The organism is Ruegeria sp. AD11(2025), from assembly GCF_056542405.1.
On the sequence record NZ_JBQFZU010000023.1, the window covers coordinates 1 to 16,453 of the forward strand.

Genomic DNA, 16,453 nt, shown 5'->3' on the forward strand with positions numbered 1-16,453 from the left:
CTGCGCTGCCGAGAGGGGCTGAAAGTGCAATGAAACAACCGAGGAAAGGTCGGCGTTCGCAGGCTCACCTAAATGACGGATCGTGTATCCGCAGCAGCACGAGAAAACCTGGGTTGCTAAGTGAGCTGTCCAAAATCCCGCAACGTTCCTTGGCTCCAAAGACAGCAAAGCCCGCTTAGGCGCTTGTTTTCTACTCTTATATTTTTCTGTAAGGTTCGATTTCAAAACTGGTACTCGCCTCAACTGCTCTACGTTGACAACTGGCCGTATTGCGCCGCGTAGTGCGTCATTCCGCCCTTCGGCCCTGCGGGATGACTTCGTAGCCCGGTTCTTCCGGTTCGTCATCCAGAATCTCGGGCGGAAAGCCGGGTGCTGTGATGTCCAGGCCAGTGGCCTCCTCTAACCGCCTGATAATGTTCGGAGACAGTTCTCGTTCGCCAAAACGGGCGATGCCATCGTCGAAGATGCGGATCATCACCGGGTTGATTTCCAGCGGCACTCCGGCCCGGTCGGCCACGTCCTGGAACAACCCGATATCCTTTTTGACAAGGTCCATCGTGAAGGAGATATCGCGCGATCCATTCAGGATGACCTGGCTTTCGGTTTCATGCACGAAGGATGTACCGGAGGAAATCTTGATCGCCTCATAGGTGGTGTTGAGGTCCATCCCGGCAGCCTTGGCGGTCACCAGCGCCTCGGCACAGGTGATCAGGTTGGCGGTGGCCAGATAATTCGTCAGCACCTTCAGGACCGAGGCCGAACCTAATTCCCCGGTGTGCAGAACTCGCCGTCCCATCGTGGTTAGAAACGGCAAAATCCGCTCGAATGTTTCGCGGTCGCACCCTGCGAAGATCGAAATGTTGCCGGTCGCCGCCCGGTGGCACCCGCCGGACACCGGGCAATCGACCGCGGCGCCTCCGCGTTCGACCACCATCGCGCCGAGACGCATAACCTCAGTCTCATCGGTGGTCGACATCTCCATCCAGATTTTGCCCGGAGCGACCTCGGGCAGCATCTCTTTCATCACGGTGTCCGAGGCGGCCGGGGACGGCAGACAAGTGATGACTGCATCACAATCCCGCATCATCTGCGCCGGGCTTTCAGCAGCTTTGGCGCCTTTGGCCACGTATTCGGACACCAGATCGGGGGCGAGGTCATGGACCGTCAAGTCAATTCCGTTGCGCAGCAGTGAGCCGGACAGCTTGCCGCCGACATTGCCCAAACCGATGAATCCGACTTTCATTTCACCCTCCCGAAGGTCGCCGTTTGTGCCGAGTATCCCTATTGCCTGTCGGAAAAGAAAATGAATAATAACATGCGATATAGGTAAAAATTTTTGGTGGTAAATGGATCGCCTTCCAAATCCCGTTTGGCTGCGCAGCTTCGAATCCGCTGCGCGCCATCTGAATTTCACCACAACCGCGCGTGAACTTGGCCTGACGCAAACAGCCGTTTCACTGCACATTCGGTCCCTTGAGGCCGAGTTGGGTCAAAAGCTGTTCACACGAAATGCACGGCGGCTGGAACTGACCGAGCTGGGGCAGTCTTATTCGCTGACGGTTCGGCGCGCTTTGGCCGACATTGCGCTGTCGACCAACAGTCTGTTTGGCTCGGCCTCGCGCCAGACCCTGACGATCCGGGCAGCAATTTCGACCGCGACCTATTGGTTGGCTGCCGAGCTGCCTGACTTCTCCGCGCAGCATCCGGATATTCCGGTCCGTCTTGTCTCGCACATCTGGAACGACAGCGGGACGCCCGGCGATGTGGATGTGGAAATCCGGCTGGGTTATGGCGACTGGCCGGGGGTGCGATCCCAAAAACTCACCGACGAAAAGCTAGTCCCGGTCTGTCGGGCTGGGGACGACTCAGCGAAACTGATCACCCTGCCGAACGGGCCACTGATTCACATCCTTGGATACGAGGACAACTGGGCGCGGTATCTTCAGGCCAACGGCATAGCGCCGCCCGACCAGCCGCCTCGGCATTCTGTGGACACCACGGTGGCAGCGCTGCAACTAGTGATGGCCGGTGCAGGATATGCCACGATCCTTGAACGGTTCGCAAAAAACGCAATTCGGCAAGGCGCACCGATTGCGATTGCGGGTCCGGCGATTCCCTTTGCCCAGTCGCATTATCTGGTCAGCGCTCAACGGGCCGCGCAATCCACGGCAGCGGCCGGTTTGTTTTGCGCATGGTTGCAGGACCGGCTGGTGGCGGATGCCGCGGATTGACACAAGCTGGTCGCTTTTCTGTTCTATGGGGTTTCTACCCCTGTCTCGCGCTTGACAAGGCCCCTGCCCGTGCCGCATGTCGCTTGCGTTGGTGTCCATCCTAGGATGGATGAAAAGGGAATGCGTCAACGGCCATCCGTCAAACGCAGCCGCCCCCGCGACCGTGACCGGAGAGGGTGCCCATAGCCACTGGCCGAATTGGCCGGGAAGGCGGGACATCCGACAGAGGCCCGCCTCTGACATCCGCAAGCCGGGAGACCTGCCAGCACGCGAAGATGAAACCGGGCGGGGTGTTCCGGTGTCGGGTCCATGTTGCGACACGTGGCCCGCATGAAACCCCGTCCCCCGCAAGGAGGATTTGGGGGGATGAGAGACATGACCGAGACCGCACCTGTTGAGCTGCTGGTCTGTACCACGTGCCGCCGTGGCCTGCCTGTCGAGGACGACGCGCAACGGCCCGGCTCCCTGCTTCATAAAGCGCTGGAACAAGCGGAACTGCCCGAGGGCATCACGCTGAAAGCCGTGGAATGCCTGTCGAACTGTGATGAAGGTTGTTCCATCGTGCTGCGCGGCGGGCCGGATCGTTGGACCTTTGTCTATGAACACCTCAACGAAAACGACCATGTCGAAACCATTGTCGAAGGTGCCACCAAGTACCTCGCGACCGAGGACGGCCTGGTCAAATGGCGCGAACGCCCCGAACATTTCCGCAAAAACTGTGCGGCCCGCATTCCCCCGATTGGAGCCCTGAAATGAGCAATCTCGAAAAACTCCCCGTCACTGTGATCACCGGCTTTCTGGGCTCGGGCAAGACTACGCTGGTCAAACACCTGATGCAGAACCCGCAGGGCAAGCGTCTTGCCGTTGTGGTCAACGAGTTTGGCGATGTGGGCGTAGATGGCGATATCCTGAAATCCTGCGCCATCCCGGATTGCCCGGCGGAAAACATCATGGAACTGGCCAACGGCTGCATCTGCTGCACCGTAGCCGATGATTTCATTCCCACTATCGAGGCGCTGATGGCGCTGGAGCCGCGCCCCGATCACATCCTGATCGAAACGTCCGGTCTTGCTCTGCCCAAGCCGCTGCTGAAGGCCTTTGACTGGCCCGACATCCGCTCCAAAATCACCGTGGATGGCGTGATCGCTCTGGCAGATGCCGAGGCCGTCGCCGCCGGTCGTTTTGCCCCTAGTGTCGAGGCCGTTGATGCCCAGCGCCTGGCCGATGACTCGATCGATCACGAAACGCCCCTGTCCGAAGTGTTCGAGGACCAGATCTCCTGCGCCGACATCATCCTATTGACCAAGCCCGATCTGGCCGGTCCCGAGGGTGTGGCGAAGGCGAAAGAAATCATCGCCGCCGAGGCGCCTCGTCCCCTGCCCGTCGTCGAAGTGGCCGAAGGTGCCGTGGACGTGCGCGTGGTACTGGGTCTGGAAGCCGCCGCCGAGGATGACATGGACGCCCGCCCATCGCACCACGACGGTCATCACGACCACGAGCATGACGATTTCGAAAGCATCATCGTCGAGTTGCCGGAACAGACCGATCCGGCCCAACTGGTCGCCAATATCGAACGTCTGGCCAATGAGTTGAACATCCTGCGCGTCAAAGGCTATGCCGCCGTTCAGGGCAAGCCGATGCGTCTATTGGTTCAGGCCGTCGGTGCCCGTGTACGTCACCAGTACGACCGCCCCTGGGAACCCGGCGAGGATCGTCGCTCGCGTCTGGTGGTGATTGCCGAGCATGACGACATCAAAGAGGCCGCGATCCGCGATATCCTCGTGGGCATGACCGAGGCCGCCGAGTAAGCCATGCACGTCGTCTTCCGCGAAAGCCACGGGTTAGAAGAAACCGAGCCCCCGACCGATCTGGGCCAAAGCCCGGCGGATCTGGTTGTGCTGTCCTTTTCCGACAGCGACCTTGGTGCTTTCGCGGCGGGCTGGCATCGTGGTGGCGGTCCCGAGGGGCGGATGCCGACGATGCGGCTGGCCAACCTGACGGCGCTGAAACACCCTCTGTCTGTCGACACATATGTTGAACAGACTCTGGAGGGTGCAAAGGGCATCCTGATCCGCCTGATCGGCGGTGTTCCTTATTGGTCTTACGGCTTGCAGCAGGTTCTGGCGCTGGCGCAGGCCAAAGGCATCGCGCTGGCCGTTCTGCCTGCGGATGGGCGTGAGGACACGCGGCTGGATGATTACTCCACCCTACCGGTCTCGACCCTGCGCCGCTTGGCGCATCTGTGTGACACTGGCGGCGAGGTTGCAGCACAGGCTGCACTGGCGCAGATGGCGCTGGCGGCAGGTCTCTATGCCGGCCCGGTGATGGGTGCAAAGACCTTACCCGACTGCGGCGTCTGGTGCCCGGACCGCGGCGTGATCCCGGTGGATATAGCGTTCACAAGCGATGCGAGACGTATCCTCGTCACCTTCTACCGCGCCTATCTGACATCGGCCGACACTGCTCCGGTCGCCGCCCTGATCCGCAGCCTACGGGACCGGGGACTGGATGCGGTTGGCCTGTTCGCTCCTTCGTTGAAAGCGCCAGCCGCCGCTGAATGGCTGCGTGAACAGGTCGTTGTATCGGAGCCCTCAGCGATCATCAACGCCACCTCTTTCTCGGGCAAAGGCGCATCGGGCACTTCGCCCTTGGACGCGGCAAACGTGCCGGTGTTTCAGGTCGCCCTCGCCACCTCGCGCCGCAAAGCGTGGGCCGAGGCGGAACGGGGCCTGTCGCCTGCCGACCTTGCCATGCATGTGGTACTGCCCGAGGTGGACGGCCGGATTTCGGCCGGCATTGCCTCCTTCAAAGAACCCGGCAAGCGCGATCCGCATCTGGAATATTCCCGTTTCGCCCATCGTGCCGAGCCTGAGCGGATCGAAGCCATTGTCGACCGCGTCACCGGCTGGTTGAACCTGCACGACAAGCCCAAAGCGGATCAGGTTCCCGCACTGGTGCTGTCCACCTACCCCGGCAAGAACTGGCAGATGGCCCATGCGGTTGGCCTCGACGCGCTGGCTTCAGCCGAAGCAATGCTGTCCGACCTGCAAGGCGAAGGTTATGATACCGGACCGGCGGAGCCGATTGCCGAGACCTTGCTGGACGCACGTGTTTCGTGGTCGCTGGACGACTATCAAACCGCACTCGCGGACCTACCGGAACAACTACGCACCGACCTGCAAACAGTGTGGGGCAACCCCGAGAACGACCCGGCCTTCGCCAATGGTGCGTTCCACTTTACCGCTCTGCAGCGCGGCAAGGCGCTGGTCGCGCTGCAACCCGAACGCGGCACGCCCGAGTTGCGCGATGACGACTATCATGACCTCTCACGCACTCCACGCCACGGCTATGTGGCCTTCTATCTCTGGCTCCGCAAAGGATTGGGCGCGGATGCTCTGATCCATATCGGTGCGCATGGGACACTGGAATGGCTTCCCGGCAAATCGGTCGCCTTGTCCGCCGATTGCTGGCCCGAGGCGCTGATCCGCGATCTGCCGGTGATTTACCCCTTCATTGTCAACGACCCCGGCGAGGCCGCGCAGGCCAAGCGCCGAATCGGGGCCGTCACGCTGGGCCATATCCCGCCTCCGATGAAGGAAAGCGGCACGCCTGATCGGATGGTGCGACTGGAATCGCTGCTGGATGAGTTCTCGAACGCCGATGGCCTCGATCCCAAGCGCCGCGACCGGCTGCAGGAAGACATCCGCAACGAAGCACAGGCCATCGGGCTGGAAAACGACCTCGGCCTCGATCAGGCCACCTGCACCGCCGAGGCAATCACCCGCATCGACCGCTTTGTCTGCGATATCAAGGAAAGCCAATTCGGTGACGGTCTGCACATCTTTGGCCGTGTGCCCGAGGCGAACGGCAATTTCGACCCCGCGCCCTCGGCCCACGCAGAGCGCAACGCTCTGATTGACGCGCTGGCCGGCAAACGGATCGAGGCCGGGCCGTCGGGCTCTCCCTATCGGGGGCGGTCGGACGTGCTGCCCACCGGGCGGAACCTCTATACCACCGACCCGCGCTCGGTGCCGACCCGCGCCGCCTATGACCAAGGTGTGAAACTGGCCGAAGAACTGGTCCGGCGACACCTGCAGGAGGAAGGCGATTACCCCAAGGGCCTGATCGTCGATCTATGGGGCTCGGCCACCATGCGCACGGCGGGTGAGGAATTCGCCATGGCGCTACACCTGCTGGGCGTGAAACCGGTCTGGGACAAGGGGTCCGAGCGGGTCTCGGGCATCGAGGTGCTGCCGATCACCGACCTGAGCCGCCCGCGTCTAGACGTGACCTTGCGCGTCTCGGGTTTGTTCCGCGATGTGTTCCCGACGCTCTCGGCACTGTTCGGTCAGGCGGTAAGGGCGCTGTCAGAACGCGATGAAGCGTCGGACTGGAACCCCTATGCCGGTCAGGAACCCGCCGCTCGCGTCTATGGCCCGGCCCCCGGCAGCTATGGCCTGAACATGACGCACCTGTCCGAGACCTATACGGATGAGGCCCGAATACAGGCGGGCGAAGCGTGGCTGGAGGCCAGTTCCTTCGCGCTGGAAGGTGAGCATATAGCGCCGGACAAAGACGGCATTACAAAACGTGTCGCCAGCGCCGACAGTTTCGTGCACCTGCAGGACCTGACGGAAACCGACCTGCTATTGGCCAATGACTATGCCACGCATGAGGCCGGGTTTGCCGCCGCCAAGAAAATCACCGGCGGCACTGCGCAGCTCTACCATCTGGACAATACCAACCCGGAAAACCCACGCGCGCGGACCCTGCCCGAAGAAATCAGCCGCGTCGTCCACGCCCGTGCCGCCAATCCCGGCTGGATTTCGGGAATGCAACGTCACGGGTTCCGGGGCGCGGCCGAGATCGCGGCAACGCTGGATCACATGGCATCGTTCGCGCATCTGTCCAACACAGTCGCGCCGCATCTGTTCGAACTCTACCACGATTCCACGCTGGGCAATGCCGAGGTCGATGCCTTCCTGCAAGAGGCCAACCCGCAGGCACATCAGGCCATGAAAGACAGGTTCCTTGCGCTGCTGGAGGCAGGGCTTTGGAACACGCGCCGGAATTCTATCCGGGCCAACCTGGAGGACCTGGAATGAGCGCGCCAATCGTCCAAGGCTGGTGTCCCGGCGCCCATCGCCCGATGATGTCCGGTGACGGGCTGGTTGTACGGGTACGACCCCGGCTGGCCCGGTTGAGCGCCGCGCAGGCGCTTGGGCTATGCGAACTGGCGGAACGGTTCGGCAATGGCACCATTGACCTGACCAACCGCGCCAATCTGCAGCTGCGAGGGGTGAAAGAGCCCGACCATCAGCCGCTGCTTGCGGAGCTTGCAGCGCTGGACCTGCTGGATTCCGAACCTGGCATCGAAGTACGTCGCAATATCCTCGTGTCACCCTTGTATGACACAAGTGATCTGACCGCGCGACTGACCCAAGAACTGATCAACCGGCTGGCGGAACTGCCTGCCCTGCCCGCGAAATTCGGCTTTGCCATCGACACTGGCCCCGAGCGTCTGCTGGCTGGGGATTCGGCGGATATCCGAATTGAAACCGGTGCCGAGGGCCTGATCCTGCGCGCCGACGGCTGTGAAACCGGGTGCCGCGTGGCGGAATCTGAAGCCATCGACCAGTTGATCGCTCTGGCCGATTGGTTCGCTAAGAGTTTCACGCCCGAAACACGCCGCATGGCGCGGGTGGTTGCGGCGCTGGGCTTGCCGCAGGACTGGCAGGGTAGCGCACCAGCTGCCATCGGCGCGCCATTGCGACCCGGTGCCTGCGAACTCGGTGCACTTTATGGTGCGGCCTTCGGGCAACTGCCAGCAAGGCGTCTGTTCGACCTGATCGAAGACACCGGCGCGTCGGCTCTGCGGGTCACCCCGTGGCGGCTGATCCTGCTTGAAGGCGGGGCGGCGATACCCGCTTCCGCCTTTGTCACCGATGGTACCGACCCGCTGATGACCACCGACGCCTGCCCCGGCGCGCCGTTCTGCCCGCAGGCGCAAGCGGAAACACGCGACATTGCTCGCGCGCTCGCTCCGCGCGTCTCGGGCAGCCTGCACGTCTCGGGCTGCGCCAAGGGCTGCGCTCGGATGGGAACCGCAGATATCACTTTAGTCGGTGACAATGGACGATTTGATCTTGTCAAACAGGGCCGCGCGGGGGATGAGCCCAGCCAGCGCGGGCTGAGCACCGAAACACTCAAGACCATGGACTTCACCTGATGCCATATGAATACGAAACCAACGGCGCGGCGATCTATAAGGAAAGCTTCGCCACCATCCGGTCCGAGGCCGACTTGGCCCGTTTCGACGCCGACGAAGAGCAGGTCGCCGTTCGCATGATCCACGCCGCCGGGATGGTCGGGCTGGAAGAGTTCGTACATTTCTCGCCGGGTTTTGTCTCGACCGCTCGCATCGCATTGGAAAACGGCGCGCCTATACTGTGTGACGCGCGCATGGTCAGCGAAGGGGTGACCCGCTTTCGCCTGCCCGCCGATAACGAGGTGATCTGCACGCTGCATGACGAGCGTGTACGCCCATTGGCCGCCGAGATGAGCAACACCCGCTCCGCCGCCGCTCTGGAGTTGTGGCGCCCGCATCTGGAGGGTGCTCTGGTCGCCATTGGTAACGCGCCCACCGCACTTTTCCATTTGCTGAACATGCTGGAAGACCCCGAATGCCCACGCCCCGCCGCCATCATCGGCTGCCCTGTGGGCTTTGTCGGCGCGGTTGAGTCCAAAGACGCCCTGTGGGAAGCGCAACCCGTGCCGTCCTGCATCGTCAAAGGCCGACTGGGCGGCAGCGCCATCACCGTGGCCGCCGTCAACGCCATCGCGAGCCGCGCCGAATGAGCGCGGGTAAGATATACGGTGTGGGCCTTGGCCCCGGTGACCCGGATTTGATGAGTGTCCGGGCCGACCGCCTGCTGCGCAATGCCCGCCACGTCGCCTTTTTTCGCAAACCGGGCCGCAGCGGTCAGGCGCGCAAGATTGTCAACGGAATGATTCCCGAAGGTGCGGTAGAATTCCCGATGGAATACCCGGTCACCACGGAAATCCCCGTGACCGACCCACGCTATAACGAACTGCTTTCGGCCTTTTACAAAAACTGCGCCGCGCATCTGAAATCCCTGTCAGATCAGGGTGAGGAAGTCGTGGTTCTTTGCGAGGGTGATCCGTTCTTCTATGGTTCTTTCATGCATCTTTACAGCCGCTTGCGAGACGAGGCTGATGTCGAAGTCGTGCCTGCTATCACCGGCATGTCCGGCGCATGGACAGCGACCGGCGACCCGATCACCTGGGGCGACGACGTACTGACCATACTGGTCGGCACCCTGCCCGAGGAAGATCTGGCGCAGCGCATGGCGCAGACAGACGCTCTGGTCGTGATGAAGATCGGGCGCAATATCGACAAAGTGAAACGAGCGCTGAAGACGGCTGGTCTATATGATCGCGCGTGGATCGTGGAATTTGCCCAGATGCCGAACCAGACGGTGACGAAACTGTCTGAGGCCTGTGACAAGGTCACCCCCTATTTCTCGATCATCATCGTGCATGGTCAGGGGCGGCGGCCATGAGCGGATGGGTCAAGATCGCGGGCCTTGGGCCGGGTAACGAAGATTTGGTGACACCCGAAGTGTCAACCGCGCTGGCCGAGGCCACAGATATCGTTGGCTATATCCCCTACGTCGCACGCGTGGCCGAGCGGCCCGGCCTGACGCTGCACGCCAGCGACAATCGGGTCGAGATTGACCGCTCGCAGCACGCGCTGCAGATGGCTGCCGAGGGAAAACGCGTGGTCGTCGTCTCCTCGGGCGATCCCGGCGTGTTTGCGATGGCGGCCGCGGTGTTCGAAGCGTTGGAGAACGGTCCCGCCGAATGGCGCGACATCCCCATCGACGTTCTGCCCGGGATCACCGCGATGCTGGCCGCCTCCGCCCGTGCTGGCGCTCCGTTAGGGCATGATTTCTGCACTATTAACCTTAGCGACAACCTGAAACCGTGGTCCCTGATCGAGAAGCGCCTGCGCCTTGCCGCGCAAGGGGATTTTGCGATGGCGTTCTACAATCCGCGCTCGAAATCCCGCCCCGAAGGCTTTGTGAAGACGCTCGAAATTCTACGCGAGGAATGCGAGCCCGAGCGTCTTATCCTGTTCGCCCGCGCCGTATCCCGCACCGACGAAACCATCCGGGTTTCGACCCTTGCCGAGGCGACGCCGGATATGGCCGACATGCAGACGGTGGTCATTGTCGGCTCCTCGCTGACGCGTGTGATAGAACGGAACGGCCCCCCGATCGTCTATACCCCGAGGTTCACACCGGAATGAACCAGCCAGTCCAGAACATGAGCGACATTCGACAATTCGGTCCGCAGCGGCAAGGCCGGGCGATCGATCATCAGCACCGGCACGCCCAGCGCCCGCGCGGCGTCCAGTTTGGCACGCGCGCCGGTGCCGCCCGCGTTCTTGGACACTACCAACTCTATGCCATGCTGTTGCATCAGCGCCCGATCATCCTCAACTGTGAACGGCCCGCGCGCGACAACTACGTTGCAGTTCGGCAGAGGCCGCTCGTCCGGTTCATCAACCAACCGCAGCAGATAGTGGTGGTGGGGCTGGGCGGCGAAATCCTCAAGATGCATCCGACCGACGGCCAGAAAAATGTGCTGCGGCTTGCCGGACAGCGCTGCGACCGCGTCGTCGATATCCGCGACGTGGTGCCACCGGTCGCCTTCCTGCGCTTCCCATGCCGGGCGGGTCAGCGCGGCCAGAGGCACTCCGGTCTCATGACACGCCGCGACAGCGTTGGCGCTCATCTGTGCGGCAAAGGGATGCGTGGCGTCGATCACATGGGTGACCGTGTTGTTCCGCAGATAGCTTGCCAGACCGTCGGAGCCGCCAAATCCGCCTACACGCACCGGCAAAGGTTGCGGGCGCGGTTTTTCAACGCGCCCAGCGTAGGAATAGGTGGCCGGAAGCCCCTGTTCAGCCACAGACTTTGCAAGTGTGTTGGCCTCGGTCGTGCCACCAAGAATCAGGAGATGTGTCATGCATGAAACTCCGTGGCTGACCGTTCTGGGCTTGGGCGAAGATGGACTGGATGGCCTGCCGCCCGCAAGTCGTCAAGTGCTGGAACGCGCCGAAATCATTATAGGCCCGCCACGCCATCTGTCGCTGGTTCCCGAAACCTCGGCGCAACGGATCGAATGGCCTGTACCGTTCGCAGATGGTCTGCCGATCCTGACCAAATTCCGGGGGCGGCCAACCGTTGTTCTGGCCTCTGGAGATCCGTTCTGGTTCGGCGCAGGCTCGGTCATCGCGCGTAATTTCGAGGCCGGGGAATGGGCAGCTCTACCCGGCCAATCAACCTTTTCTCTGGCAGCTGCACGACTGGGCTGGCCGTTGGAAAGCACGCTGACCTTTGGCCTGCACGCGGCCCCGCTGACCCGGCTTCGGCCGCATCTGTCCTCCGGCCTGCGCGCCATCCTGTTGCTACGCAACGGCGCCGCAGTGGCGGAGCTGGCAACCTATCTGACCGAGACCGGATTTGCAGACAGCGCCCTGCACGTGATGGAAGCTCTCGGCGGTCCCCGCGAACGCGCGCGGACCGTGTCGCTGACCGAGGCTCTGCTCGGTAGCTTTGACCACCCTGTCTGCGTCGGGCTTGAGGTCGCGGGCGCAGGGCGCGCTTTCCCGAAGGCCTCGGGCAAACCCGATGAGATTTTCGAAACCGATGGCCAGATCACCAAACGCCCGGTCCGCGCGCTGACGCTGTCGGCACTGGCACCGCAGCGGGACGAGCATCTGTGGGATATCGGCGGCGGCACCGGTTCGATCAGCATTGAATGGCTGATGTGCGACCCGACTCTGACAGCCACCACGATTGAACCCCGCGCAGATCGCGCAGAACGTATCCGGCGCAATGCCGATGCACTGGGACAGGATCGCCTGAATGTGGTGCACGGTACCGCACCGGATGCCTTGATCGAGCTTACCCTGCCCGATGTCGTCTTCATCGGCGGCGGGTTGAGCGCCGAATTGTTGCAGTGGATACATGATGCCCTCCCTGCGGGTACCCGGCTGGTCGCCAATGCGGTGACACTGGAAAGCGAGGCGTTGCTGGCGCAATGGCACGAGAAACTGGGCGGTGAACTGTTGCGGATCGAGTTGGCGCAGGCCTCGGCCCTTGGCCCCCGGCGCGGCTGGAAATCCGCTTACCCGGTGGTGCAGTGGAGCGTCACCCTATGATTGTAGCGGGTTTGGGATTTTCTTCGGCGGCCACTTTGGACAGCCTGCGCGCAGCCTTCGACCGGGCCCGCGTCGATTGGCAGGTCGAAGCACTCGCCACAGTCATCGACAAAGAAGGTCACGCCGCGCTGACGGAATTCGCGGCATCCACAGGCCTGCCGCTGTATTTCATCGCGCCCGCCGATCTGGCCGGACAGCGCACCTTCACCTGCTCGAACCGCAGCCGCGCCAGCTATGGCACTGGCAGCGTGGCCGAAGCATCCGCCCTTGCTGCCGCCGGCCCCGGTGCGCGGCTAACCTCACCCAGACACATTTCGGACGACCGGCTTGCCATCTGCGCCGTCGCCATCGGAGGACAAACATGACAGTTCATTTCATCGGCGCGGGACCGGGCGCTGCCGACCTGCTGACACTGCGTGGGCGCGATATCATCGCCTCGTGCCCAGTGTGCCTTTATGCCGGATCGCTGGTGCCCGAGGAAATCCTGGACCACTGCCCCGAGGGGGCAAAGATAATCAACACCGCGCCGATGGACCTGGATCAGATCATGGCCGAGATCGAGGCGGCCCATAAAGCCGGACAGGATGTGGCGCGACTGCATTCCGGCGACCTGTCGGTCTGGTCGGCAATGGGAGAACAAATCCGCCGCCTGAAAGAGATGGGCATCCCGGTCAGCGTAACGCCGGGCGTGCCGTCATTCGCGGCTGCCGCGGCCTCGCTGGGAACCGAGTTGACCCTGCCCGGGCTGGCGCAATCGGTGGTTCTGACCCGGACGCCCGGACGAGCGTCTTCAATGCCCGAGGGCGAGACGCTGGAAAACTTCGCCCGTACCGGGGCGACGCTGGCCATTCACCTGTCGATCGGCAATCTGGACAAGGTGATCGCCGACCTGACCCCGGCCTATGGCGCGGATTGCCCGGTCGCTGTCGTGTACCGCGCCAGCTGGCCGGATGAGCGGATCATCCGTGCTACTCTGGCCACTTTGAAAGGTTCGCTGGACGAAAGCATTTCGCGCACCGCCCTGATCATGGTTGGCCCCGCGCTGGCCGGTGAAGGTTTCGACGAAAGCTGCTTGTATTCAAAGGATTACGATCGCCGCTATCGTCCGCAAAGCGCTGACAGCCCGTGGTCGAGCTGGAGCCACGGTGATGACTAACCCTCCGGGTCTTCTGATTTCCGCGCCGTCTTCGGGCACAGGCAAAACCACCGTCATGCTGGGCCTGCTGCGTGCGTTAGCCGAAGACGGGCTGGCCGTTCAGCCGTTCAAGAGCGGACCTGATTATATTGACCCGGCCTTCCACCACGCGGCAGCGGGGCGGGCCTCGTTCAACCTCGACAGTTGGGCGATGGGGGACCCGCTGCTAGGCGCCATTTCGGCGCAGGCCGAAGGGGCTGATATCGTGGTCGCCGAAGGCTCGATGGGTCTGTTCGACGGCGTCGCCAAGCCCGGAGAGCTGGGCCACGGGTCCAGCGCCGAAACTGCGCTGCAGATGGGATGGCCTGTAGTACTGGTGCTGGATGTTGGTGGTCAGGCGCAATCGGCAGCCGCCACCGCGCTGGGGTTTCGGATGTATAACCCGGATCTGCCGTTTGCGGGCGTGATCCTGAACCGCTGCGCCAGCCCTCGGCACGAGCGGCTGACGCGCTTGGGAATGGAGCGTGCAGGTCTGCCGGTTCTGGGCGTATTGCCCCGTCGCGGAGACCTGACCCTGCCCGAACGGCATCTGGGCCTGATCCAGGCGGTCGAGCATCCCGATCTGGAAAGTGCGATTGCCGGTTATGCAGCGTTTCTGCGCGAACATGTGGATCTGGAGGCGATCAAGGCGGCGGCTTCCTCAGGCCCAATGGAGCCATCGTCAGCCGCGCTGCCGCGTCCTCCGGCGCAACGGATCGCGCTGGCCCGGGATTCCGCGTTTTCCTTTACCTATCCGCATTTGCTGGAAGGCTGGCGCGCGGCAGGGGCCGAGATTCTGCCGTTTTCGCCGTTGGCGAATGAGGCCCCTGCACAGGATGCTGATCTGGTCTGGCTGCCCGGTGGATACCCCGAATTGCACGCCGGGACGCTGGCCGCGGCGGAGACCTTCCTGACCGGGCTGCGCAAGCACGCCGAAACCAAGCCCGTCCACGGGGAATGCGGCGGGTACATGGCGCTGGGTCAGGCACTGATCGACAAGGAAGGTGTTCAACACCAGATGGCCGGTCTGCTGGGACTGGTGACCTCGTATGAGAAGCGCAAGTTCAACCTTGGTTATCGCAAGGCGGAACTTTTGGCACCGATGCCCGGCTTTACGTCCGGAGCGGCTCTGCGTGGGCATGAGTTCCATTACTCGTCGATTGTCCAGCAACCGGATGCGCCGCTGGCACGGGTCTTTGATGCTGAGGGGGCCGAGGGTCCGCAGACCGGTTCGGTCCGCGGCAACGTCACCGGCACATTCTTTCACCTGATTGCGGAGGCCACGGCATGAACGGCTTCGTTTCCTTTATCGGATCCGGCCCCGGCGACCCGGAACTTCTGACGCTGAAAGCGGTCGACCGGATGCAGAAGGCCAACGCGGTGCTGTTTGACGACCTGAGCAGCGGTCCGATTCTGAGCCATGCGCACGAGGACGCTGATTTGGTTGGTGTTGGCAAACGCGCCGGGCGGCCCTCGCCAAAGCAGGATCATGTCAGTCGCCTGCTGGTGGATTATGCCAAGACCGGTGCCCGCGTGGTGCGGTTGAAATCAGGCGATGGCGGGTTGTTCGGACGGCTCGAGGAAGAACTGGTCGCCCTGCGGGAAGCCGGAATTGAATACGAGATCATCCCCGGCATTCCCTCGGCCGTGGCTGCTGCGGCGGCAGCCGGTATTCCGCTGACGCGGCGTCTGACCGCCCGTCGGGTGCAATTCGTCACCGGCCATGACGTCAGCGGCCAACTGCCCGAAGACCTGAACCTGCCCGCGCTGGCCGATCCGGATGCGACAACCGTGGTGTTCATGGGCAAGCGGACCTTTCCCTTGCTGGTCAAAACACTCCACGATCACGGACTGCCGCTGGACACACCTGCCTTGATGGCCGAGTCGGTCTCGACACCAGACCAGAAATTGCAGCGGGCGACCATCGGCGCGTTGTCGGAACAACTGACATACGAGATCGGCACCGCCCCGGCGCTGATCCTTTATGGGCCACTGGCAGAGCTTGACGATGTATGACCTGACCCTGATTGGCATCGGCACCGGCAACCCGGATCACGTGACCTTTCAGGGCGCGCAGGCCATCCGCGATGCAGACCTGATCCTGATCCCTCGCAAGGGTGATGACAAGGCCGATCTGGCCGGGTTACGCGAAGATATCATCGCAGCCGTGACTGACACGCCACCTCAGATCGCTTATTTCGACATCCCCAAACGTCGCTCGGACGACGGCTACCTGCGCGGCGTGGACGAATGGCATGACGCGATTGCCCTGCGCTGGCATGAGGCGATCTCAGTACACCCAGAGGCGAAACACGTGGCCTTGCTGATCTGGGGCGACCCGTCGCTCTATGACAGTTCGCTGCGGATCGCTTCACGGCTGGACACACAGCCGGAGACGCGAGTGATACCGGGCATTACGGCGCTGCAAGCGTTGACGGCCGCCCATGCGATTCCGATCAACGACCTTGGTGCGCCGTATATTGTTACCACGGGCCGGCGCATCCGGGACGAAGGTTGGCCTGTAAATGCCTCGAAAGTAGCGGTTATGCTGGACGGCGAATGCTCGTTCCAAAGCCTTGAGATGCAGGACTATGACATCTGGTGGGGCGCCTATGTGGGTATGAAAGAGGAACTGCTTATCAAGGGGCCTTTAGCCGACGTGGCGCAACAGATTCTGGAAACCCGCGCTCGCGCACGGGCTGACCATGGCTGGATCATGGATATCTATCTGCTGCAAGAACGCACGGGATTGTGAGTGCGCCGCCCCGTGTTCTCTGTCATCAATAGAGCCAATCA

At 62.5% G+C, this 16,453-nt stretch carries 16 protein-coding genes and 1 riboswitch; of the genes, 14 read left to right on the forward strand and 2 right to left on the reverse strand.

What is annotated here, in order from left to right:
- Nucleotides 1-286: 286 nt before the first annotated feature.
- Nucleotides 287-1,243, reverse strand: coding sequence for an NAD(P)-dependent oxidoreductase (locus tag ACR1XY_RS18320; RefSeq protein WP_480595356.1), 957 nt, complete (start codon nucleotides 1,241-1,243; stop codon nucleotides 287-289).
- A 103-nt stretch (nucleotides 1,244-1,346) separates the two neighbouring features.
- On the opposite strand from ACR1XY_RS18320, the gene ACR1XY_RS18325 reads away from it, so the two are divergent.
- The 8 genes from ACR1XY_RS18325 (at nucleotide 1,347) to cobJ (ending at nucleotide 10,563) form a co-directional block, all read left to right on the forward strand.
- Entirely contained in the window at nucleotides 1,347-2,231 is an 885-nt protein-coding gene (locus ACR1XY_RS18325) for a LysR substrate-binding domain-containing protein (protein WP_480595357.1), read from the forward strand.
- A gap of 72 nt (nucleotides 2,232-2,303) precedes the next feature.
- Nucleotides 2,304-2,512: riboswitch (cobalamin riboswitch) on the forward strand.
- Nucleotides 2,513-2,606: 94 nt separating this feature from the next.
- A complete protein-coding gene (locus ACR1XY_RS18330; protein ID WP_480595358.1) occupies nucleotides 2,607-2,987 on the forward strand; it encodes a DUF1636 family protein in 381 nt (126 codons plus the stop codon).
- On the forward strand, nucleotides 2,984-4,039 hold the full coding sequence (gene cobW, locus ACR1XY_RS18335) for a cobalamin biosynthesis protein CobW (RefSeq protein WP_480595359.1): 1,056 nt from the start codon (nucleotides 2,984-2,986) through the stop codon (nucleotides 4,037-4,039). Before ACR1XY_RS18330 ends, cobW begins: the two co-directional genes overlap by 4 nt.
- A 3-nt stretch (nucleotides 4,040-4,042) precedes the next feature.
- Nucleotides 4,043-7,336, forward strand: coding sequence for a cobaltochelatase subunit CobN (gene cobN, locus ACR1XY_RS18340; protein WP_480595360.1), 3,294 nt, complete (start codon nucleotides 4,043-4,045; stop codon nucleotides 7,334-7,336).
- Nucleotides 7,333-8,460 (forward strand): precorrin-3B synthase, encoded by a 1,128-nt coding sequence (cobG, locus tag ACR1XY_RS18345; protein ID WP_480595361.1) that lies wholly within the window; start codon nucleotides 7,333-7,335, stop codon nucleotides 8,458-8,460. The genes cobN and cobG overlap by 4 nt, the downstream gene beginning before the upstream one ends.
- Nucleotides 8,460-9,089, forward strand: a complete 630-nt coding sequence (locus tag ACR1XY_RS18350; RefSeq protein ID WP_480595362.1) for a precorrin-8X methylmutase — start codon at nucleotides 8,460-8,462, stop codon at nucleotides 9,087-9,089. Before cobG ends, ACR1XY_RS18350 begins: the two co-directional genes overlap by 1 nt.
- The gene (locus ACR1XY_RS18355) at nucleotides 9,086-9,814 is read left to right on the forward strand and encodes a precorrin-2 C(20)-methyltransferase (RefSeq protein WP_480595363.1); all 729 of its coding nucleotides are present in this window, start codon (nucleotides 9,086-9,088) and stop codon (nucleotides 9,812-9,814) included. Before ACR1XY_RS18350 ends, ACR1XY_RS18355 begins: the two co-directional genes overlap by 4 nt.
- Nucleotides 9,811-10,563 carry a precorrin-3B C(17)-methyltransferase gene (gene cobJ / locus ACR1XY_RS18360; protein ID WP_480595364.1) on the forward strand — a complete coding sequence of 251 codons (753 nt, stop codon included), beginning with the start codon at nucleotides 9,811-9,813 and terminating at the stop codon, nucleotides 10,561-10,563. Before ACR1XY_RS18355 ends, cobJ begins: the two co-directional genes overlap by 4 nt.
- Here the strand turns inward: cobJ and ACR1XY_RS18365 are convergent.
- A complete protein-coding gene (locus tag ACR1XY_RS18365; RefSeq protein ID WP_480595365.1) occupies nucleotides 10,536-11,285 on the reverse strand; it encodes a cobalt-precorrin-6A reductase in 750 nt (249 codons plus the stop codon). The genes cobJ and ACR1XY_RS18365 overlap by 28 nt on opposite strands.
- Here ACR1XY_RS18365 and cbiE point away from each other — a divergent pair.
- Genes cbiE through cobF form a run of 6 tightly spaced genes read left to right on the forward strand, consistent with a single transcriptional unit; the run spans nucleotide 11,284 to nucleotide 16,412 of the window.
- Entirely contained in the window at nucleotides 11,284-12,483 is a 1,200-nt protein-coding gene (gene cbiE / locus ACR1XY_RS18370) for a precorrin-6y C5,15-methyltransferase (decarboxylating) subunit CbiE (protein WP_480595366.1), read from the forward strand. The two genes, ACR1XY_RS18365 and cbiE, sit on opposite strands and share 2 nt — an antisense overlap.
- Entirely contained in the window at nucleotides 12,480-12,848 is a 369-nt protein-coding gene (locus ACR1XY_RS18375; protein WP_480595367.1) for a cobalamin biosynthesis protein, read from the forward strand. Before cbiE ends, ACR1XY_RS18375 begins: the two co-directional genes overlap by 4 nt.
- Nucleotides 12,845-13,639, forward strand: a complete 795-nt coding sequence (gene cobM, locus ACR1XY_RS18380; protein ID WP_480595368.1) for a precorrin-4 C(11)-methyltransferase — start codon at nucleotides 12,845-12,847, stop codon at nucleotides 13,637-13,639. The genes ACR1XY_RS18375 and cobM overlap by 4 nt, the downstream gene beginning before the upstream one ends.
- Nucleotides 13,632-14,948 carry a cobyrinic acid a,c-diamide synthase CobB gene (locus tag ACR1XY_RS18385; RefSeq protein ID WP_480595369.1) on the forward strand — a complete coding sequence of 439 codons (1,317 nt, stop codon included), beginning with the start codon at nucleotides 13,632-13,634 and terminating at the stop codon, nucleotides 14,946-14,948. The genes cobM and ACR1XY_RS18385 overlap by 8 nt, the downstream gene beginning before the upstream one ends.
- Nucleotides 14,945-15,673 carry a uroporphyrinogen-III C-methyltransferase gene (gene cobA, locus ACR1XY_RS18390; RefSeq protein WP_480595370.1) on the forward strand — a complete coding sequence of 243 codons (729 nt, stop codon included), beginning with the start codon at nucleotides 14,945-14,947 and terminating at the stop codon, nucleotides 15,671-15,673. Before ACR1XY_RS18385 ends, cobA begins: the two co-directional genes overlap by 4 nt.
- Nucleotides 15,666-16,412 (forward strand): precorrin-6A synthase (deacetylating), encoded by a 747-nt coding sequence (gene cobF, locus ACR1XY_RS18395; RefSeq protein ID WP_480595371.1) that lies wholly within the window; start codon nucleotides 15,666-15,668, stop codon nucleotides 16,410-16,412. The genes cobA and cobF overlap by 8 nt, the downstream gene beginning before the upstream one ends.
- The last annotated feature ends 41 nt before the right edge of the window (nucleotides 16,413-16,453 follow it).